Source organism: Pseudomonas sp. MF5691 (assembly GCF_016405645.1).
GTDB classification, from domain to species: domain Bacteria; phylum Pseudomonadota; class Gammaproteobacteria; order Pseudomonadales; family Pseudomonadaceae; genus Aquipseudomonas; species Aquipseudomonas shahriarae.
Genome location: NZ_JAEKDC010000001.1, coordinates 426,960 through 447,733, shown reverse-complemented (window position 1 = coordinate 447,733; position 20,774 = coordinate 426,960). Strand labels below are relative to the sequence as shown.

17 protein-coding genes are annotated in these 20,774 nt (G+C 61.7%); 11 read left to right on the top strand and 6 right to left on the bottom strand.

The features are described 5' to 3' along the window. The first annotated feature begins 10 nt into the window (after positions 1-10). From JFT44_RS02135 to JFT44_RS02110, 6 genes are all read left to right on the top strand, one after another. Positions 11-1,459: an alginate O-acetyltransferase gene (locus tag JFT44_RS02135; protein ID WP_198830330.1), complete on the top strand. Its 1,449-nt coding sequence runs from the start codon at positions 11-13 to the stop codon at positions 1,457-1,459. An 8-nt stretch (positions 1,460-1,467) separates the two neighbouring features. After that, positions 1,468-2,568, top strand: a complete 1,101-nt coding sequence (locus JFT44_RS02130; RefSeq protein ID WP_128592814.1) for a mannuronate-specific alginate lyase — start codon at positions 1,468-1,470, stop codon at positions 2,566-2,568. A gap of 187 nt (positions 2,569-2,755) precedes the next feature. Then, positions 2,756-4,288 (top strand): MBOAT family protein, encoded by a 1,533-nt coding sequence (locus JFT44_RS02125; RefSeq protein WP_057438220.1) that lies wholly within the window; start codon positions 2,756-2,758, stop codon positions 4,286-4,288. An 11-nt stretch (positions 4,289-4,299) separates the two neighbouring features. Further along, positions 4,300-5,490, top strand: coding sequence for an alginate O-acetyltransferase (locus tag JFT44_RS02120; protein ID WP_198830308.1), 1,191 nt, complete (start codon positions 4,300-4,302; stop codon positions 5,488-5,490). 16 nt (positions 5,491-5,506) lie between these two features. Further along, the gene (locus JFT44_RS02115) at positions 5,507-6,160 is read left to right on the top strand and encodes an alginate O-acetyltransferase AlgF (RefSeq protein ID WP_198830307.1); all 654 of its coding nucleotides are present in this window, start codon (positions 5,507-5,509) and stop codon (positions 6,158-6,160) included. Positions 6,161-6,307: 147 nt separating this feature from the next. Then, positions 6,308-7,759: a mannose-1-phosphate guanylyltransferase/mannose-6-phosphate isomerase gene (locus JFT44_RS02110; RefSeq protein WP_057438216.1), complete on the top strand. Its 1,452-nt coding sequence runs from the start codon at positions 6,308-6,310 to the stop codon at positions 7,757-7,759. Positions 7,760-7,885: 126 nt separating this feature from the next. Here JFT44_RS02110 and JFT44_RS02105 read toward each other — a convergent pair whose 3' ends face one another. Beyond that, positions 7,886-10,666 carry a dermonecrotic toxin domain-containing protein gene (locus JFT44_RS02105; RefSeq protein WP_128592813.1) on the bottom strand — a complete coding sequence of 927 codons (2,781 nt, stop codon included), beginning with the start codon at positions 10,664-10,666 and terminating at the stop codon, positions 7,886-7,888. A 203-nt stretch (positions 10,667-10,869) separates the two neighbouring features. On the opposite strand from JFT44_RS02105, the gene JFT44_RS02100 reads away from it, so the two are divergent. Continuing rightward, positions 10,870-11,334 (top strand): hypothetical protein, encoded by a 465-nt coding sequence (locus JFT44_RS02100; protein ID WP_057438212.1) that lies wholly within the window; start codon positions 10,870-10,872, stop codon positions 11,332-11,334. A gap of 20 nt (positions 11,335-11,354) precedes the next feature. Next, on the top strand, positions 11,355-12,167 hold the full coding sequence (locus JFT44_RS02095) for an SDR family oxidoreductase (RefSeq protein WP_057438210.1): 813 nt from the start codon (positions 11,355-11,357) through the stop codon (positions 12,165-12,167). Between the two features lie 41 nt (positions 12,168-12,208). Here JFT44_RS02095 and JFT44_RS02090 read toward each other — a convergent pair whose 3' ends face one another. After that, entirely contained in the window at positions 12,209-13,063 is an 855-nt protein-coding gene (locus tag JFT44_RS02090; RefSeq protein WP_186625898.1) for a LysR family transcriptional regulator, read from the bottom strand. Positions 13,064-13,174: 111 nt separating this feature from the next. On the opposite strand from JFT44_RS02090, the gene JFT44_RS02085 reads away from it, so the two are divergent. Together JFT44_RS02085 and JFT44_RS02080 are read left to right on the top strand one after the other, a co-directional pair. Then, entirely contained in the window at positions 13,175-14,362 is a 1,188-nt protein-coding gene (locus tag JFT44_RS02085) for an MFS transporter (RefSeq protein WP_057958521.1), read from the top strand. Then, positions 14,362-14,766 (top strand): hypothetical protein, encoded by a 405-nt coding sequence (locus tag JFT44_RS02080; protein ID WP_057438390.1) that lies wholly within the window; start codon positions 14,362-14,364, stop codon positions 14,764-14,766. The genes JFT44_RS02085 and JFT44_RS02080 overlap by 1 nt, the downstream gene beginning before the upstream one ends. Positions 14,767-14,812: 46 nt before the next feature. On the opposite strand, the gene JFT44_RS02075 is transcribed toward JFT44_RS02080, so the two are convergent. Genes JFT44_RS02075 through JFT44_RS02060 form a run of 4 tightly spaced genes read right to left on the bottom strand, consistent with a single transcriptional unit; the run spans position 14,813 to position 19,580 of the window. Further along, positions 14,813-15,673 carry an HlyD family secretion protein gene (locus tag JFT44_RS02075; protein ID WP_057438208.1) on the bottom strand — a complete coding sequence of 287 codons (861 nt, stop codon included), beginning with the start codon at positions 15,671-15,673 and terminating at the stop codon, positions 14,813-14,815. A gap of 10 nt (positions 15,674-15,683) precedes the next feature. After that, the gene (locus JFT44_RS02070; RefSeq protein ID WP_057438206.1) at positions 15,684-15,884 is read right to left on the bottom strand and encodes a DUF1656 domain-containing protein; all 201 of its coding nucleotides are present in this window, start codon (positions 15,882-15,884) and stop codon (positions 15,684-15,686) included. After that, positions 15,874-18,057 (bottom strand): FUSC family protein, encoded by a 2,184-nt coding sequence (locus tag JFT44_RS02065; protein WP_057958520.1) that lies wholly within the window; start codon positions 18,055-18,057, stop codon positions 15,874-15,876. Before JFT44_RS02065 ends, JFT44_RS02070 begins: the two co-directional genes overlap by 11 nt. Before the next feature lie 11 nt (positions 18,058-18,068). After that, positions 18,069-19,580, bottom strand: a complete 1,512-nt coding sequence (locus JFT44_RS02060) for an efflux transporter outer membrane subunit (RefSeq protein ID WP_198830306.1) — start codon at positions 19,578-19,580, stop codon at positions 18,069-18,071. A gap of 181 nt (positions 19,581-19,761) precedes the next feature. Between JFT44_RS02060 and JFT44_RS02055 the strand changes: the two genes are divergently transcribed. Next, the gene (locus tag JFT44_RS02055) at positions 19,762-20,730 is read left to right on the top strand and encodes a LysR family transcriptional regulator (protein ID WP_057958518.1); all 969 of its coding nucleotides are present in this window, start codon (positions 19,762-19,764) and stop codon (positions 20,728-20,730) included. Positions 20,731-20,774 lie beyond the last annotated feature (44 nt).

Sequence of the window (20,774 nt, the reverse complement as noted above, 5' to 3'; positions counted from 1 at the left end):
GATGACCTTTATGCACCCACACATGATCAAGCTACTCAGCCTCTCGGGTTTGACCCTCGGCATCCTGGCCGCCAGCAGCGGCGTGCGCGCCGATGAAGCCCAGGCGCCGAGCTTTACCGCCGAGCCGTGCTGCAACCTGTGCCCCGAGGCCCACGACGCAAAGAACTACACCACCCGCTACCAGCAGAACTTCACCACCCTGGTACAGGCCCAGGGCGACTGGCTGTTCCGTACCCAGGAAGACCTGCGCACCGAATTCGACACCACCCCGGCCGGCTACAAGCGCATGCAGCAACTGCGCGATGCGTTCAAGAGCAAGGGCGTGGAACTGGTGGTGGTCTACCAGCCGACCCGTGGCCTGGTGAACCGCAACAAACTCAACCCGGCAGAGAAAGCCAGCTTCGATTTCGACAAGGCCCTGGGCAACTACAAGAGCATGCTCGGGCGTTTTGCCAAGATGGGCTATGTGGTGCCGGACCTGTCGCCGCTGACCAACGAGCAATTGCCGGACGAACAGCCGGCCCACGACTTCTACTTCCGTGGCGACCAGCACTGGACCCCGTATGGCGCCCAGCGCACCGCCAAAATCGTCGGGGCCAAGGTGCGCGCCATGCCCGAGTTCGCCGGGATCCCCCAGCGTGAATTCGAGACCAAGAAGTCCGGGCGCATGGGCAAGACCGGCACCCTGCACAACATGGCCGGGCAGCTGTGCGGCACCAGCTACGCGATCCAGTACATGGACCAGTTCAGCACCGAGCCCAAGGGCGAAGCGGCGGACGGCGACCTGTTCGGCGACTCCGGCAACCCGCAGATCACCCTGGTGGGCACCAGCCACAGTGGCAAGAACTACAACTTCGCCGGCTTCCTGCAACAGGAAATCGGCGCCGACATCCTTAACGTCGCCTTCCCCGGCGGTGGCCTGGAAGGCTCGATGATCCAGTACCTGGGCAGCGAAGAATTCCAGAAGAGCCCACCGAAGATTCTGATCTGGGAATTCTCACCGCTGTATCGCCTCGACCAGGAAACCACCTACCGCCAGATGATGGCCCTGCTCGACAACGGCTGTGAGGGCAAGCCGGCGCAGATGAGCGCCAGCACCACCCTCAAGCCGGGCAAGAACGAGTTGATGGTTAACAGCAAGAACATGGACCTGCGCAACAGCCGTCATCAGGTCGACATTCGCTTCGCCGATCCCTCGGTGAAAACCCTGCAAGCCACCCTCTGGTACATGAACGGGCGCCACGAGGACATCAAGATCGACAAACCCGAAACATCCGAGACAGACGGGCGTTTCGCCTTTGAACTGCGCACCGATGAAGACTGGGCCTCGCAGAACCTGCTGGCCGTGGAAGTGCAGGGCCCCGAAGCGGGCGCTGCGGCGCAGAAAGTCGAAGCGAAAATTTGCACACGCAACGTATTCCCCGCGGGTGGTCAGCAGACTGCTTCCGCCGGGCAATGAGGTTACCTATGCAGAAGTTATTGATTCCAACGTTGCTCGGCCTGGCGATATTTGCCGGCCACGCCAACGCCGCCGCGCCGCTGCGTCCGCCCCAGGGCTACTTCGCGCCGATTGCAGCGTTCAAGACCGGCGACTTCAAGAATGACTGCGACGCCATGCCGACGCCCTACACCGGCTCGCTGCAGTTTCGCAGCAAATACGAAGGCTCCGACAAAGCCCGTTCGACCCTGAATGTGCAGTCGGAAAAAGCCTTTCGCGACAGCACCGCCGACATCACCAAACTGGAAAAAGACACCAGCAAGCGAGTGATGCAGTTCATGCGCGACGGTCGCCCGGAGCAATTGCAGTGCACGCTGAACTGGCTGGTGAGCTGGGCCAAGGCCGATGCGTTGATGTCCAAGGACTTCAACCACACCGGCAAGTCGATGCGCAAATGGGCGTTGGGCAGCATGGCGTCGGCCTATGTGCGCCTGAAGTTCTCCGAGTCGCAACCACTGGCCAGGCACCCACAGGAATCGCAGTTGATCGAAGCCTGGTTCAACAAACTGGCCGAGCAAGTGGTCAGCGACTGGGACAACCTGCCCCTGGAAAAAACCAACAACCATTCGTACTGGGCCGCCTGGTCGGTGATGGCCACATCCGTCGCCACCAACCGTCGCGACCTGTTCGATTGGGCGGTGAAGGAATACAAGGTCGGCGCCAATCAGGTCGACGCCCAGGGCTACCTGCCCAACGAACTCAAGCGCCAGCAACGGGCCTTGGCCTACCACAACTATGCGCTGCCACCGCTGGCGATGATCGCCAGTTTCGCCCTGGTCAATGGCGTGGATGTACGCCCGGAAAACAACGGCGCACTCAAGCGCCTGGGCGACAAGGTGCTGGCCGGGGTCAAGGATCCGGAACTCTTCGAGCAGAAGAACGGCAAAGAGCAGGACATGCAGGATCTGGAGCAGGACTCGAAATTCGCCTGGCTTGAGCCCTTCTGCACCCTCTACACCTGCGCCCCGGAGGTACTGGAGCGCAAGCACGAGATGCAGCCGTTCAAGACCTTCCGCCTGGGTGGCGACCTGACCAAGGTCTACGACCCGGCACATGAAAAAGGCAGTTAGCCGCTGATCGTTCCCACGCTCCGCGTGGGAATGCAGCACGGGACGCTCTGCGTCCCACAGCGTGACGCAGAGCGTCACAAGAGGCATTCCCACGCAGAGCGTGGGAACGATCGCCCTCCCCGGTTTTCGTGGGGGGTTTGGGGGGGCCGTTGGCCCTTGACTGTTGGTTAAACATGGAGAGATCGGGATGGTTTTCTCGTCCAATGTGTTCCTGTTTCTGTTCTTGCCGATCTTTCTCGGCTTGTACTATTTGAGCGGGCAACGCTATCGCAATCTGCTGCTGCTGATTGCCAGTTATGTGTTCTACGCCTGGTGGCGAGTGGACTTCCTGGCGCTGTTCGCCGCCGTGACCCTGTGGAACTACTGGATCGGCCTCAAGGTCGGTGCCGCAGGCGTGCGCACCAAGCCGGCCCAGCGCTGGCTGCTGCTCGGCGTGGCGGTCGACCTGTGCATCCTCGGCTACTTCAAGTACGCCAACTTCGGCGTCGACAGCATCAACCTGATGATGAAGTCGGCGGGACTGGAGCCGTTTATCCTGACCCACGTGCTGTTGCCGATCGGGATCTCGTTCTACATCTTCGAGTCCATCAGCTACATCATCGACGTGTACCGCGGCGACACCCCGGCCACCCGCAACCTCATCGACTTTGCGGCGTTCGTGGCGATCTTCCCGCACTTGATTGCCGGCCCGGTGCTGCGCTTTCGCGACCTGGCCGACCAGTTCAACAACCGCACCCACACCCTGGATAAATTCTCCGAGGGCTGCACGCGGTTCATGCAGGGCTTTATCAAGAAGGTGTTTATCGCCGACACCCTGGCGGTGGTGGCCGACCATTGCTTTGCCCTGCAAAACCCCACCACCGGCGACGCCTGGCTCGGCGCGCTGGCGTATACCGCGCAGCTGTATTTCGACTTCTCCGGCTACAGCGACATGGCGATCGGTCTGGGCTTGATGATGGGCTTCCGCTTTATGGAAAACTTCAAGCAGCCGTATATCAGCCAGTCGATCACCGAGTTCTGGCGGCGCTGGCATATCAGCCTGTCCACCTGGCTGCGTGACTACCTGTACATCACCCTGGGCGGCAACCGCAAAGGCACGCTGACCACTTATCGCAACCTGTTCCTGACCATGCTGCTCGGTGGCCTGTGGCACGGCGCGAACATCACCTACATCGTCTGGGGCGCCTGGCACGGCATGTGGCTGGCGATTGAAAAAGCCATCGGCCTCAACACCTCGCCACGCAGCTTCAACCCGGTGCGCTGGGCCTTCACCTTCCTGCTGGTGGTGATGGGCTGGGTGATCTTCCGTGCCGAAAACCTGCACGTCGCCGGTCGCATGTACGGCGCGATGTTCAGCTTTGGCGAGTGGTCGCTGTCGGAACTCAACCGCGCCAACCTGACGGGCCTGCAAGTGGCAACCATGGTGGTGGCCTACGCCACGCTGGCGTTCTTCGGCCTGCGCGACTTCTACAACAATCGCCCGGCCGACAAGGCCAAGCCGGCCGATCCGAGCCTGATCAAGGCAGTGCCTGGCGACACCCCCGGCAGCATCCAGGAGCCCGGTTTCAGCGTCGGCAGCAACGCCGCCGTGCAACCGGCCTACTGGACCGCCGACTGGCCCCGCTATGCCATGCGCGCGGTGATCCTGCTGCTGTTTGTGGCTTCGATTCTGAAACTCTCGGCGCAAAGCTTCTCGCCGTTCCTTTACTTCCAGTTCTGAGGGAGCCGACCATGACCCGTTCATTCCGCATCCTCTACGCCGCGCTGTTCATGGCCCTGCTTATGGCCCTGGGCGCGTGGTCGGTGCGCAGTTTCTTCGGTTTCAACACCAACGCCGAGGCCACCGTGCTCAACGGGCGCTGGGCCAAGGCCGTCGAGACCCATTACGACGACGAGTTCCCGATCAAGCGCCTGGGCACCAACCTCTGGGCCGCCCTGGACTACAAGCTGTTCAACGAAGGTCGTCCCGGCGTCGTGCTGGGTCGCGATCACTGGTTGTACAGCGACGAGGAGTTCAACCCCGCCGTCAACGAAGAGCAGAACCTGCAAGACAACTACGCCCTGGTCGAAGGCGTGCGCCAGACCCTCAAGGCCAAGGGCGTGCAGTTGGTGATGGCGATTGTCCCGGCCAAGGTGCGCCTGTACCCGGAGCATCTGGGTGAAGTGCAACCGGCGAGCATTCATGCCGGGCTTTATCAGGACTTCCATGCGCGGGTTGCCGCCGACAAGATCCTCGCCCCCGACCTGCTGGGCCCGCTGCAACAGGCCAAGCTCCACGGCCAGCAGGTGTTCCTGCGCACCGACACCCACTGGACCCCGGATGGCGCCGAAGTCGCCGCCAAGCAGCTGGCCAGGACCATCAACGCCAAGACCCTGCTCAGCGGCGAGCCCCAGCGCTTTGTCACCGACGACGAGGGCATCGCCCCCCACAGCGGTGACTTGCGCCTGTTCCTGCCCCTGGACCCATTGTTCGAAAACCTGATGCCGCCCAAGGAGCCCCTGCAAAAACGCGTGACCCACGCGGTGCAGGCCCAGGCCGCAGGCGACGACGCCCTGTTTGCCGACAGCGAGATGCCGGTGGCCCTGGTAGGCACCAGCTACAGCGCCAACCCCAACTGGAACTTCGTCGGCGCCCTGAAGCAAGCCCTGGGCAGCGAAGTGGTGAACTACTCCGAAGACGGCCACGGCCCGATCCTGCCGATGCTCAGCTACCTGAAAAGCGATGACTTCAAGAACAGCCCGCCGCAAGTGCTGATCTGGGAGTTTCCGGAACGCTATCTGCCGGTGAACAACGAAATCGGCGAAGCCGACCCCGAGTGGGTCGCGCAGCTCAAACAAGCCGGTACGCGCCAACAGAACATGGCAAGCAACACCCCAGTTAAAACCGAAAAATCCGAGACGCCCGACCGGGCGCAAAACTGAAAGAGAGGTAACTCACATGACTTTCAATACTACTCCGCGTCGTCTCGCCAAGACTCTGGCCCTGGCCGCCGGCATGAGCTTCGTATCCATGTCCGCGTTCGCAGGCGACGCCGCCCTCTATGGCCCCGTCGCACCGAAAGGCTCGAGCTTCGTGCGCCTGTTCAACGCCAGCAACCAGGAAGTCAGCGCCAGCGTCGGCAACACGGCGTTGAGCGATGTGGCTCCGCTGGCCAGCAGTGACTTCAGCTTCCTGCCGGGCGGCGACTACAGCGCCAAGGTCGGTAGCCAGAACGTCACGGTCAAACTGGCCGCCGATCACTATTACACCCTGGTCAACAGCGCCAGCGGCCAGCCGCAACTGATCGAAGAACCGCCGTTCAAGAACAAGCAGAAATCCCTGGTGCGCGTGCAGAACCTCAGCGACAAGGCCCTGACCCTGAAAACCGCCGACGGCAAGACCGATGTGGTCAAGGCCGTGGCCGCCAAGGGCCGTGGCGAGCGCGAGATCAACCCGGTGAAGGTCAGCCTGGCGCTGTACGACGGCGACAAAAAGGTTGGCGATGTGAAGCCGGTGGCCCTGGAACGTGGTGAGGCGGCGGTGCTGTATGTCACCGGCTCCGGCAGCAACCTGTCGCCAGTGTGGGTCAAGCGCCCCGTGTCGACCCGTTGATGATTTCCCTGAGTTGAGACGCCCCCTTGTGGGAGCTGGTTTGCCTGCTCCCACACTGTCCGCGTGTCGACTCAGGACCGAGACAAAAACAAGAGTGAAACGACAAACCTTCGTAGCTCTGACCCAAATCGATTCAAGGAGAAACACATGATCCCAGTAATCCTTTCCGGTGGTAGCGGCTCACGTCTTTGGCCGCTTTCCCGTAAACAGTTTCCTAAACAGTTCCTGGCCCTGACCGGCGAGCACACGCTGTTCCAGCAAACCCTCGAGCGCCTGGTGTTCGAAGGCATGGACGCACCGATCATCGTCTGCAACAAAGACCACCGTTTTATCGTCAATGAGCAACTGAGCACTCGCAAGCTCGACAGTCAGCGCATCCTGATGGAACCGTTTGGCCGCAACACCGCGCCGGCCGTGGCCCTGACCGCGATGATGCTGGTCAATGAAGGCCGCGATGAACTGATGCTGGTCTTGCCGGCCGACCATGTGCTGGATGACCAGAAAGCCCTGCAACGGGCCCTGGCCCTGGCCACCGTGGCGGCCGAGCGTGGCGAGATGGTGCTGTTCGGTGTACCGGCCACCCGTCCGGAAACCGGCTACGGCTATATCAAGTCCACCAACGATTCGCTGCTGCCCGAAGGTGTCAGCCGGGTGCAGCAGTTCGTCGAGAAGCCGGATGAAAAACGCGCCGTCGAGTTCGTCAAAAGCGGCGGCTATTTCTGGAACAGTGGGATGTTCCTGTTCCGCGCCAGCCGCTTCCTCGAAGAGCTGAAAAAGCACGATCCGGACATCTACGACACCTGCGTGCTGACCCTGGAACGCAGCGAACACACCGCCGACACCGTGACCTTCGACGAAGCCACCTTCGCCTGCTGCCCGGACAATTCCATCGACTACGCGGTGATGGAAAAAACCCAGCGCGCCTGCGTGGTGCCGCTGAGTGCCGGCTGGAGCGACGTGGGTTGCTGGGCCTCGTTGTGGGCGGTCAATGACAAAGACGCCAACGGCAACGTGACCAAGGGCGACGTGGTGATCCAGGACAGCAAGAACTGCATGATCCACGGCAACGGCAAGCTGGTGTCGGTGATCGGCCTGGAAAACATCGTGGTCGTGGAAACCAAGGACGCGATGATGATTGCCCACAAGGACAAGGTCCAGGGCGTCAAGCAGATGGTCAACACCCTGAATGAACAGGGGCGCAGCGAGACCCAGAACCACTGCGAGGTCTACCGTCCGTGGGGCTCCTACGACTCGGTGGACATGGGCGGGCGTTTCCAGGTCAAGCACATCTCGGTCAAGCCGGGCGCGTGCCTGTCGCTGCAGATGCACCACCACCGCGCCGAACACTGGATCGTGGTCAGCGGCACCGCCGAAGTGACATGCGACGAGAATGTGTTCCTGCTCTGCGAGAACCAGTCCACCTACATCCCGATTGCCTCGGTGCACCGTCTGCGCAACCCGGGCAAGATCCCGTTGGAGATCATCGAAGTACAATCGGGCAGCTACCTGGGCGAAGACGATATCGAGCGGTTTGAAGACATCTACGGGCGCTCGACTCCCGTCGAGCGTGGTGTGTCAGTGAAAACCATCGCGCAGTAACACCGCAAAACAAAAAGCCCTCGCCCAGCCCGTTGCGTCCCCTATCCGCAGTGGGCTGGGCGGGGGCTTTTTCTGATCGAGCCACTTTGCAGATTGGCAGCGATCACCCACACAGCGTTGTTCCCTTCACTCGAAATAGTCCTTGAAATTGTTCGGCCCCAAATACAGAAAGTTCGACGGCGTCAGCTTGATTTCTTTGGCCATCTTGAGCTCGACGAACTGACTGCCGGCCGTGACCGGGCCTAAATCCGTGGGCACCTGGTCAGAGCTGAAGATCACCATATAGTCGCCACTGCCCACATAGCGTTCATTCCCTAAAAACAACAGGTTCTCAACGTTCTCGCTGTTAAATTGCTGGCCTGGGGGGTTAACGTACACACCGCCCTTTGAACCCGCACGCCTTTCACCACGCGCCAGATCATTGATGCTTCGCTCGCGAGCGATCGCTTCTGCGCCGGCCTTGCTGGTGTAGTGAATGTAAACCGGCTTGCCGTTGTAAGTGCCCGAATCCACTATCGACTGCCAATCCTGATGATTGGCCAAGGGTTGATTGGTTGCTGAGCTTGATGCCAGCGGGCCTTGCCCGGCAGGCTGCTCGCGGGCAGCGTTGACCCCTTTGCCTTTTCTATTGCCCCCCAGCATCTTGCTCGCGCGCCATTGGTTATCGGCACCTGTTTCAACGGTCAGTACGGGTTTACCGGTCTGGGGATCAATAATCTGGACATAGCCGTCACTGAGTTTGAAATCACCTTTAATCTCATACGTCTTGGCGATACCGGACTGATCGGTGTAACGGATAAACCAACGATCTAGCCCCGCCTCGTTCTTGTACTGATAAATCCCTCTAGCATTGACTGTGCTCTTGGCCAGTAATGATTCGCCATCGGCAATGGCGTAGGCGCTGATGTTGTCCGTTTGTGACGGTTGCAGGCGATTGGGCACATCGGCATCAACGCCTGGAGAGTCAGGCGCCGGTTCGGACGCGGACTCCACGGAGGGCTCAGGGGCTAGCGGTTCTTCTTTGGGCAGCGCAAAGGGATCCGCGGCATTTGAGCTGAGACCGGCAGAGGAGAACAAGGTGTTGATCATGCCATCGAATGACTTCGACGCCCCGTCATGACGTTCAGCCTGGGTGTCGCCCGAAATCTCTTTTTCGGTGCCCAATACCACTTCCGTGAGACTTGTGATGACGGCAGCGGCGGCGACCGGAGCAGCCAGCGGGGCCAGTTTGACCAGCAGTTCTGCGCCGACCGAAATGTCGTTGAGCCAGGTGTCACGGGTGACCTCGCTGTTGGATTTGATCGCGGTGTCTGCGTCGTTCCTCATACGCTGCTGGCCACTGTCCGCCATGTGACTGAACACATCGCCCTTGATCGCGATATTGCTGCGGTCAATGACGTTGCCCTCCTGGCTGCTGACGCTATCCGTACTGAGGTATTCCAGGGATGAATCGACGCCGTTTTTTGGCCGTATCTCAGAGATCAGGGAACCCAGCGGCACGATTGCATTAAAGAATGCGGTCCCAAAACCACCGGACTCACTGTTCTGCCGATCAGCCAACGAGAAGTGCGACTCCAGGGCTTTGCGCGTCTGGGGCGTCTTGCCTTGATCGCTGACCCATTGATCCATTTTTTCCAGTGAGGCGAATTTCAGAAAGGCTGGCTTGGCGTCAGGAATATAGAGAATTTGCACGCCGTCCAGGCGCCCGCTGGCATCCTTCTGGAGCCCCTCTGCGGGCAGGGTAAAACGCAAAATATCACTGGACTGAAAGCCATTGATATCAAATGCATGAACCTGGACATCGCCGGTTACCGGGGAGGTTGCCTGCAGTTTCTCCACGGTCATGGGCTGGTCTTCGGCTATTTCTGCACCGGTAACCGCCTTCATCAGCCGTCTATAGTCACTCCTGGTGAGCTGATGCTCGGGCGGCTGCAGCGCACGTTCGGCCGGTAACTTCGCCTCCTGGGCCTTGAGTTGCTCGCCTGCCCTATAGATGAATATGCCTTTCTGGACTGTGCGGTAGCCATCGGCGTGGTCTTTCCAGAAGCTGTCGATTTTTGCCGACATGGTCGTCTGGAAGTCGGATTTCCAAAGGGCCTTCATAAAGGCCGAAGGCGCCAGGGGGATTTCGTTGTGGGCGCCATAGCCTGCTTTGGCGCTTTGTCCGGGGCCGTCTTTATACAAGCCCGCTTCCGAGTCCAGAGTGCCGGGAATCCCGTCGTACTCGGAAAAGTTCTTCAACACGGCGTCAGTCAAACTGATGGATGACGTGGGTTCTTCCTTCATGTGTTCCCAACCGGTAGCGGTTTGCCCTGATTGCGAACTGTTAAAACGATTCAAATAAGTCTTGTCGGCGTCTACATGGATTCCGGTCAACCCGAACACAATTTCTTCTGCACGCTTTTTGGCTTCTTTGCGCACATCTGGAAACGCCACGGCCGTGTCCAACACAATCTTTTTGAATTTGGTTTTTTCGACATTGGCCTTGGCGGCTCGCTCGGTAATGACTGCGTAGGCATTCGAGGGGCTTGTCGGTGCCAGGGCAGACACGGTCTGCCTGAGTTGGATGAGCCCCTCTCGGTTTTGCGGAATGCTCCAGCCATTGGCGGTGATGTATTGCGCAAGGCTGACTTCCATTGTCGGGCCTGGGTGTTGCGCATCGGGAGCCAATTGTATTTTGGCGGCTTGCAAGGCCGGGAGAATATGCTCATTGGATATACGGCCCGTTGCAAGTCCTTGCTCCAGGCCTGCCAGGGTCAGTATCAGCGCGTTACGGTTGTCCAGGGCACTGTTGCCGGCAACGGTGGTGGCTTGGGTATTGGAGGCGGACTTCATTGGGCTGCTCTCATCGTCAGAAGCGAAGGAGCGGTAGGCTGGAACAGCAAAATTTTGTACGGATAAGGTCATGGCGTTGTTCTCGGCACGTATAAAAAAAGCTCACAGAACAACGACCGTCAGTCTGTGGCTGTATATAGGTGTGTGAAGCGAACAACCCCCTTGATTCCAGCGCGAAGGTTACGTGGAGTGTCCGTTCGGGGGTGACCGCAACCCGATAGGCAACCGCATGCTGTCAACGGTACGATGGTTCATCTACCCACGAGGCTGCCCCCATGTTCTTCGGCGTTCTGCTCATCATCACCTGGCTGGTCCTACTCCTGCGCTACCCGGCCAAGGCATTGCCGGTTTCCCTCGCCGCAGCAGTGGGTTTGGGCTTCGTGGCGATATGGGTGGTCTGGCTGGACAACCGCGAAGCCTCGCAACTGGCGCGCCTGGAACTGCGCATCCACTATGCCCCCGATCAGTGCCCCGCCGACCGCCCCTTGCAGCTCAAGCTCAACAACGGCAACGACGTCCCCCTGACCGAACTGCGCTGGCGCGTCGCCGCCTACGCACCAGGCGATACGGTGAACCTGGCGGACAACGTCTATGCTGCCCCGCGTTATCGCGGCCCCGGCGAACTGCAGGCCGGCGCCACCTGGGAAGACTGTCTGCCAGTGCCGCCCCTGCGCCCCGGCTACCGCCCGCAAACCCTGGAGTTTCGCGCCGAACACCTGCAAGGCAGCTTCTCCGACTAACCACTACCAAGGATTGCCCCATGCCTAACGTGCTTATCACCGGTTGCTCCAGCGGCATCGGCCGTGCCCTGGCCGATGCCTTCAAAGTCGCCGGCTATGACGTATGGGCCAGCGCCCGTCGTCCCGAAGACGTCGCGGCCCTCGCATCTGCCGGTTTCAAGGCCGTGCAACTGGACGTCAACGATGGCGCGGCCCTGGCGCAATTGGCCGGACAGGTGGGCGAGCTGGATGTGTTGATCAACAACGCCGGCTACGGCGCCATGGGCCCGCTGCTCGATGGTGGCACCGAGGCCCTGCAGCGCCAGTTCGAGACCAACGTGTTCGCCATCGTCGGCGTGACCCAGGCGCTGTTCCCCGCCCTGCGCGCGCGCAAAGGGCTGGTGGTGAATATCGGCAGCGTTTCCGGGGTGCTGGTCACGCCGTTTGCCGGCGCCTACTGCGCCTCCAAGGCCGCCGTGCATGCCTTGAGCGATGCCTTGCGCATGGAACTCGCACCGTTTGGCGTGCGAGTCATGGAAGTGCAGCCGGGGGCGATCAATACCCACTTTGCCAAGAACGCCGGCACCCAGGCCGAATTGCTGATCAATGAACAATCGCCGTGGTGGCCACTGCGCGAAAGCATCCGTGCCCGCTCCCAGGCCTCCCAGGACAAACCGACCCCGGCCAGCACCTTTGCGGCGGATGTGCTCAAGGCCGTGCAACAGAGTGAACCACCGCGCCTGCTGCGTTCGGGGAATGGCAGCCGGGCGTTGCCGTTGATGGCGGCGCTGCTGCCCAAGGGGTTGTTGGAGACGGTGTTGAAGAAGCGATTTGGGCTGGGTGGAGCACTTTGATCACCGTGGCGAGCGGACTTGCCCTCTGCACGGGGTCTTCGCTATTTCATGAAGTCAATAAACGCCCGCACCTTCAGCGGTAAATGCCGCGTGTCCGGATACAGCGCATACACCCCCTGAGGCGCGAAACGATGATCCGGCAACAGGCGTACCAGCCGCCCCGCGTCCAGGTCCTCCTGCACCAGCCACTGCGGCAGGACCGCCACGCCATGCCCGCGCACGGCAAATGCTTGCAGCACGGCGGCACTGTCGACCACCAGCGCACTGGGGCCAGAGCGATAGTGATGTTCGCCACCTGCCGGGTCGGTCACGCTCAACTCAGTCAGGCGGCCATGCCCCAGCTTGGGCAGTCGTTCTAGTTCATCCAACGTATGGGCACTACCCAAACCAGGCGCCGCAACGGCAAATACCTGATAGGTGGATAACTGCACCGCACGATGATTGGAGTCCACCAGGCGCCCCAGCCGGATCGCCACGTCAAACCGCTCGGAGATCAGGTCGGCATGGGTCGAGGATGTGGATAAGTGGATGTTGAGGTCCGGGTGCAGGCGGCGAAAACCTTCCACGGCCGGCGCGACCACCGCCAACGCATATTCAACAGTCGTGGTGATGCGCAGGGTGCCTTTGAGCTGGGCGTGCTCAGAACGGGCCTCTTCCACTGCCAGCCGTGCTTCTTCGAGCATGCGTGTACAGCGCAGGTAGAAACGTTCGCCGGCATCGGTGAGCGCCAGTTGGCGGGTACTGCGGGTGAGCAGGGTGACGCCCAGTTCGGCTTCCAGACGTTTGAGATTGAAGCTGACCACCGCGCGGGTCTGGCCCAGCAGATCGGCGGCGGCCGTCAGCGAGCCGGCCTCGACCACGGCTTTGAAAGTGTCGAATCGGTCCAGACTGACCATGGCCACAGCCCCCCTTTGTCAAAATATTTTTGACAAACTAACAGGCAAACCCGTGTATCCCAAGCTCTGCAACCGGCCTACCCTGCCAGCCTCAAACGCTGGATCGCCCCTATGACCTACCGCTCGAAAGTCGCCTGGATCTTTTTACTGGGCTTCGCCCTGGACCTGGTGAACATGTTTGTCGCCACCGTCGCCTACCCGGATATCGCCCATGAACTGCAGGCTTCGGTCACGCAATTGGCGTGGATCAGCAACGCATACCTGCTCGGCCTGACCCTGATTATTCCGCTGAGCGTCTGGCTCGCCGCAGTGTTGGGCGAGCGGCGCTTGATCGCCGCGAGCCTGGGGCTGTTTGGCATGGCATCGGTGCTGGTAGGCCAGGCCGAGTCGATTCAGGCCCTGATCGGCTGGCGGCTGTTGCAAGGCTTGGGGGGTGGATTGCTGATACCGGTGGGCCAGGCCTTGGCGTACCGACACTTTGCCCCTGGGCAGCGTCACCAACTGACGGCCCGAGTGATGTCGGTGACGCTGCTGGTGCCAGCACTCTCCCCGGCGCTGGGCGGCTTGCTGGTGGACACGGTGTCGTGGCGCTGGATCTTCTATGCCAACCTGCCATTGGCCCTCCTGACCCTGCTGCTGGCACTGCTGTGGATAAAACCCGATGTGCCCGCAACCTCGCGACCGGCCCTGGCCTTGGGGAGTCTGTTCAAGCAGATCCGCCACCCGATGCTGCGAGTGGCGATGCTGGTGTATCTGTTTATCCCCGGCGTCTTTATCGGCACCAGCCTGGTCGCCATCCTCTACCTGCGAGGCCTTGGATACGACGCGACACGCACCGGGGCCTTGATGCTGCCGTGGGCACTGGCCTCGGCCCTGGCCATCTACCTGAGCAAGCAGTTGTTCAGCCGGTGCGGGCCCAAGCCATTGCTGCTGGCCGGCATGGCCTTGCAATGCGCCGGCATCCTGCTGCTCAATGCTGCCCAGCCCGCCCTGCTGGTGGGCGCCTATGCCCTGATGGGCCTGGGTGGCAGCCTGTGCAGCAGCACCGCGCAGACCCTGGCCTTTCTGGATATTCCTGCCGAACGCATGGGCCACGCCAGCGCGCTGTGGAATATCAATCGGCAAGTGAGCTTTTGCCTCGGCGCAGCGGCACTCAGCGCCGTGCTATCGGCCTCGGATTCCTTCACCATGACCTTCTTGATCGCGGCAGCCCTGACACTGCTGCCGCTCTTCGCAGCGCTGAGCCTGGATACCTCCAGGGTTCGCGCACTGCTTCACCCAGCCAGCGAGACTCAATGATGATTGATTACAGCGACTTTTTTGAAGAAGTGATCCAGACCCACATCGAGATCGAGCAGTGGTTTGCCGGCACAGCCCCCGAAGGCACCCTGCAGAACTTGCTGGCGCGCTTCTCCCCCGAGTTCAGCATGATCGCCCCCGCCACCGGCGCACGGGTGAATGCCGCCGGGGTCCAGGCCCTGTTCACTCGCCTGGGCGGCATGCGGCCCGGATTGAAAATCACCTTGAGTGAACTGACCGGCATCGACCGCCATGCGCGGGGTGCCACGGTGACCTACCGTGAGCATCAGGTTGATCACAGCGCCAGCCAGACGGATCGCCGGGCCACCGTGGTGTTCGAGAAACAGGCCAGCGGCGCACTGCTGTGGCGGCACCTGCATGAGACCTATATCCAGGGCCAATAACCCTCCCCTGCAGGAGCCGGCAGGCGACGTGCCTGATGCCCTCTGTTTAGTTTTGTGCCTGGTTGACGATCACCGTGCAAGTAATCCCCGCCGCCAGCAACACCCCCTCCGGCACTTCATCAATATGGATCCGCACCGGTACCCGCTGGGCCAGGCGTACCCAGTTGAAGGTCGGATTCACGTCGGCGATCAGTTCGCGGCTCTCGGGGTTGTCGCGGTCGTAGATGCCGCGGGAGATGCTTTCCACATGGCCCTTGAGGGTCTCGCCGCTCATCAGTTGCATATCGGCTTTATCACCGACTTTCACATGGGGCAGCTTGGTTTCTTCGAAGAAGCCGTAGACCCAGAACGAGTTCATATCGACTACGGCCATCTTGGCTTCGCCAATGCGCGCATAGTCGCCGCGATGCACGTTGAGGTTGGTGACATAGCCGTCGACCGCTGACACGACTTGCGTGCGTTTCAAGTTCAGTTCGGCGGCCTCCAGTTGCGCCAGGGCATGTTGGTAGTCCGCCAGGGCCGAGTCGGCGATGTTGCTGGCGTCGTCGCGGTTCTCTTTGGAGATCACCAGGGCGTCGAGGTCGGCACGGCGGTGGGCGTTGACCTTGCGCATCTCCCAGGTGGCTTTGCGTGAAGCGACCAAAGATTGCGCCTGCTTGACCGCGATGCGGTAGTGCTCGGGGTCGATCTGCATCAGCAGGTCGCCCTTTTTCACCAACTGGTTGTCACGCACCGGCACATCCACCACTTCGCCGGTGACGTCGGCGGCCACGTTGATGATGTCGGCGCGCACCCGGCCATCGCGAGTCCATGGGGTCTGCATGTAATGGACCCACAAGGTGCGGCCAATCCAGATCGCCAGGGCCAGAACCAGCAGGGTTGCGAGCAGGCTGAAAAACTTTTTCATCGGGGCATTCTCAACGGTAGACAGTCAGCGCCATGGCGCCGAAAAGACAGGTGAACAGGCTCAGGCGCAGCAGCGCCGGGTGCCAGAAAAAACGGTACAAATCAAAGCCCGCCAGGAAGCGATCCAGGGCCCAGGCCAGTGCGGCGGCGATAAAAAACATCAGGGTCATGGTCGGCATATAGATGCCGTGGAACGCGATTTCACGAGGCATGGGCGACTCCGGAAGGCTTGAAGGCAGCCAGGGGCGATTGCGGGTCCAGCAGGGAGGTGCGGATAAAGTGCAGGTAGCTTTTCACCCGGCGCAGGGCCGAGGTGTCGAAGTGCGGGGCGAAGGGTTCGTCGGTGGCCTGCACGCGGCTGATGGCGTGATCGACCGCCACCAGGGCGCGCTCCAGGTTGCTCTGGCTCGGTTGCAAAAACAGCCGCACCAGCGAACGCCCCATGACCCGGATGGCCTGGCGCCAGGGCTGGGATTGAGCGTACGCCGGGTGCACCGGCAGAATCGCCTGTTCCTTGCGCAACTCAATGATCGCGTGACCGACTTCAAGCACCACAAACATCCAGCGCAACAGGTTGCGTTGCACCTGTGGCTGGCCGGCGGCCAGGCCATAGGCCTGGTGCAGCAGGTCGCGGGTGCGGCTTTCAAAACCCGAGGCCAGGCCCTTGAGCTTGCCGCTGATGGCATATACCACTTGCTCACGCAGGTCGCGCTCCAGGCGGCGCCACAGCCAAGGGCTGTTGGGCGGCAGGATAATCGCCCCCGCCGCGGCGCACACCAGCATGCCGATGATCATGGCGATGTAGTCGTTGATAAAGGTGTAGGGGTTGTAGATCGTCAAGTTGTCCGGCACCGAACCGGTACTGAAAAAGATCAGCAGGCCCAGGCCGACCCCGGCGTATTGCGGGCGCGACGAGAGGAACGCACCGAGCACGATCACCGGGGCGAGCATCACGCAGAGCAAGGGAAAGCCGTCGATCCAGGGAAACACGAAGAACATTTCGACAAAGCCCACCACGGCGCCGATCAGCGTCCCGCAGGCCATTTGGAAGGCCATGCGCTTGGGGTTCGGCGTGGCGGCCGACAGGCCCACGGTGGCTGCCGCGATCAGGGTCATGGTCGCGCCGCTGGGCCAGGCGGTGGCCACCCAGTAACTGCCCAGCACCAGCAGAATGAATGACGCGCGAATTCCCGACGCGGCACAGGCCAGCCAGTTGGTTTTCGGCGTGTAGGACTCGTCCCAGTGCTCCCGTGCGTGGCTGTGCTCGGCCAGGGAAGCATGGGTCTGCGCATAGTTGTGCAGGTCATCGACAAAGCGGTACAGCAGCTCGTAGGCAGTGTGGAAATCCAACTGCTCGGCATCGCTCGGGCTGCTCTCCTGGAACATCGCCCGCAGGCTGCGGACCTTGGCCGGCAGGCTCTCCTTGTAGGCCGTCAGTTGGCTCACCAGGCGCGCAGCATCGGGGCTGGTCAGGGCGCGCCCACTGAAGCCATCGAGCAGTTCGGCCAAGTCCTGCAGGCCGGGCTTGATCGCGGCCACCACATGGTCGGCGGCATCGCTGCGTAGGCGTTCGAGCAGCTGGTGCAGGGCGTTGAAGCGCGTGGTGATGCCCATGAACTCACTGTTCAAGCGACTCAAGCGACCATTGCGCCGGCGCATATGGGGGTCTTCGAATACGGTGACGCTGCGCAGCCCTTCCAGGCCCACGGCTTCGGCGATAAAGCGCACGTTGCTGCTTTCAAAACCTTCACGCTGGCTGCGCCCGCGCAGGCCATCGGTGACGAACAGCGCGAAGGTGCCGAAACGCTGGTACAAGGCGTTGCGCATGGCCGCGCTGCTGGTTTGCGGCAAGATCGCGGCACTGACCAGGGTCGCACACAAAATCCCCAGGGAGATTTCCAGCACCCGCCAGACCGCCGCCATAAAGGCGCCGTCCGGGTGGGCGAGCGCCGGCAGGCCGACCATCGCCGCCGTATACCCGGCCAGCACAAAACCATAGGCGCGAAAGTTACGGTTACGGGTGGCACCGGCCGTGCACACGCCGACCCAGATCGCCAGCGCGCCAAGGAACAGCTCGGTGTTTTGCGCAAACAAGGCGATCAACAACACCATCACCGCCGACCCCGCCAGGGTGCCGAGGAAGCGGTAGAAGCTCTTGGCAAACACCTGGCCGCTTTGCGGTTGCATCACGATAAACACGGTGATCATCGCGGTACGCGGTTGCGGCAGTTCCAGGCGCATCGCCAGCCACAGGGTGAGAAACGCGGCGATCAGTACTTTGAAGATATACACCCAGGTCACGCCATCACTGCGCGCCCAGTCGAAAAAGCCACGGCGCCATTCCAGGGAATGCAGCCAACGCAGCGGTGCAGGCAAGGGAGTCATGGGGAACCTGATCAGTGATCGAACACGGCCAAAGCCGCCGGGGTCTTGCTCGGGAGTGTCTTATCGGGTGTCGGAGCATCGCTGCCAGCACCCAGGCCACCGCCCAGGGCTGTCACCAGTTCGGCATGGGCGCTCAAGCGCGCGGCCTGGACCTGTTGCTCGACCTGCTGCTGGCGAAACAGCAGGGTCTGGGCATTGAGCACATTGAGGTAATCGGTCAGCCCGCGCTGATAGGCGATCATTGCGAGGTCATAGGTTTTCTGCGCCGAGGCCAGCGATTCGGCGGCGAAGGTTTGCTGCTTGGCCATGGATTCGCGGCGGATCAGTTGGTCGCTGATGCCCTTGAGTGCATTGACCAGGGTCTGGTTGTAGCGGGCCACGGCAATGTCGTAGCCGGCGCTGGCCTCGCCCAATTGCGCACGCAGGCGGCCACCGTCGAAGATCGGCAGGGTGATCGCCGGGCCGACGCTGTAGTTGAGTTTCTTGCCGGTGAGGAACTCCAGCATGCCGCCGCCGGTGGCGACGTAGCCGAGGCTGCCCACCAGGTCGACGTTGGGGTAGAAACCGGCGTGGGCCACGTCAATCCCCCGGGCCTGGGCCGCGACTTGCCAGCGGCTGGCGACCACGTCCGGGCGCTGGCCGAGCAATTGCGCGGGCAGTGCCGAGGGCAATTTCAGCGGCGCACCGAGGGCCAGGGTCGGCCGCTGCAAGGTTGCACCCTCCCCCGGCCCCTTGCCGGCCAAAGCCGCCAGTTGGTTGCGGGTCAGGGCGATCTCTTCGTCGAGGGCGTCCAGTTGCCGATGGGTTTCCGGCAACGGCGTCTGGGCCTGGCTGACTTCAAAGTGCGTGCCGATCCCGCCATCCAGGCGCTTTTGCGCCAGGTCGAGGATCTGCTGTTGCTGGGCCAGGGTGGCGGCGACGATATCGCGCTGGGCGTAATGCAGCGACAGCTGGATATAGGCGCGCACCACATTGTTCTGCAATTCCAACTGGGCCTGGCGTGCCTGGGCGACACGCCTATGCGCCAGGTCGACGGCGCGCTCGCTCGCATTGCGCTCGCGGCCCCACAGGTCGAGGGCGTAGCTCAGGCCCAGGGCAGCGTTGTTGTCCCAGGTGGTGGAATTGTCCAGCTTGCCGGGGCCGTAGAACTGATCGCTGGGCCAGTTGTGGCGCTTGAGGGTGGCATCCCCGTTGATCTGCACAGCCTCGGCCGACTCGGCCAACCCGGCCATGGCCCGTGCTTCACGCACCCGGGCGGCGGCTTCGGCCATGCTCGGGCTGCCTTGTACGGCGAGGTCGATCCACCGATTGAGTTGCGGGTCGCCATAGGCCTGCCACCACTGGTTGGTCGGCCAGTGGGCATCCCGGGCGGCGCTCTGGATCGCGTCGTCGGTGGCCAGGGTATTGGCGGCGAGGTGCTTGCCTTGGGGGGCAATTCCTCCGGTTCCGATGCAGCCGCTGATTGCTAACGATAAAGCCCAAACACTGAGAGTCTTCAGCTCTCTGCTGATGCGACGCGGCACTGCTGCGAATTCCTGAGGTGGTGTTGCGGGGACGGTGCGGCAATTCTAGGGGGCACGGGGAATGGCGATAAGGTGGGATTCCTGTGAATCTTTATTACCGTTCAGGCGATAATCCATTGGTCGGGCTCACTCGCCCCCGTAACTTCGTGTCACAATTTGCCATCTCCCTTGAGAGCACCCCATGGACACTTTGCAAAACATGCGCGCCTTCAGTTGTGTCGCCGAGGCCGGCAGCTTCACCGCCGCCGCCGTACAACTGGACACCACCACGGCCAACGTCTCGCGCGCGGTCTCCAATCTGGAAGCCCATCTGCAAACCCGCTTGCTCAACCGCACCACCCGCCGCATCGCCCTGACCGAAGCCGGCAAGCGCTATTTATTGCGCTGTGAGCAAATTCTCGCCTATGTCGAGGAAGCCGAGGCCGAAGCCAGCGACGCCCATGCACGCCCCGCCGGGCAGCTCAAAGTGCACACCATGACCGGCATCGGCCAGCATTTCGTGATCGACGCGATTGCCCGCTACCGCCGCACCCACCCCGACGTGACCTTCGACCTGACCCTGGCCAACCGCGTGCCCGACCTGCTGGACGAGGGCTACGACGTGTCCATCGTGCTCGCCAGCGAGCTGCCGGACTCGGGGTTTGTCTCCCAACGCCTGGGGATCACCTACAGCATCGTCTGTGCCTCGCCGGCCTACGTCAAAGCCAACGGCTGCGCGCAGCGGCCCAGTGACCTGCTCAACCATGCCTGCCTGCGCCTGGTCAGCCCGGTGATCCAGTTGGACAAATGGGCCTTCAACGGCCCGGACGGCCAGGAAAGCGTGAGCATCAACAGCTCGCCGTTCCTGGTGAACTCCGCCGACGCGATGAAGACCGCGATCATCAGCGGCATGGGCGTCGGCCTGCTGCCGGTGTACGCGGCCATCGAAGGCCTGCGTAACGGCACCCTGGTACGGATGATGCCGAATTACCGCTCCCAGGAACTGAACCTGTACGCCATCTACCCGTCGCGCCAGTACCTGGATGCGAAGATCAAGACCTGGGTGGAATACCTGCGCGGCTCGCTGCCGGAGATCCTCGCGGCGCACCAGGCGGAACTGGTTGCGTATGAACTGAGTGGCAGTTTGGGTGGGGTGCGGCTGGGTAGCTGACCTGCCGTCATCGCAGGCAAGCCAGCGCCCACATTTTGCCCTGT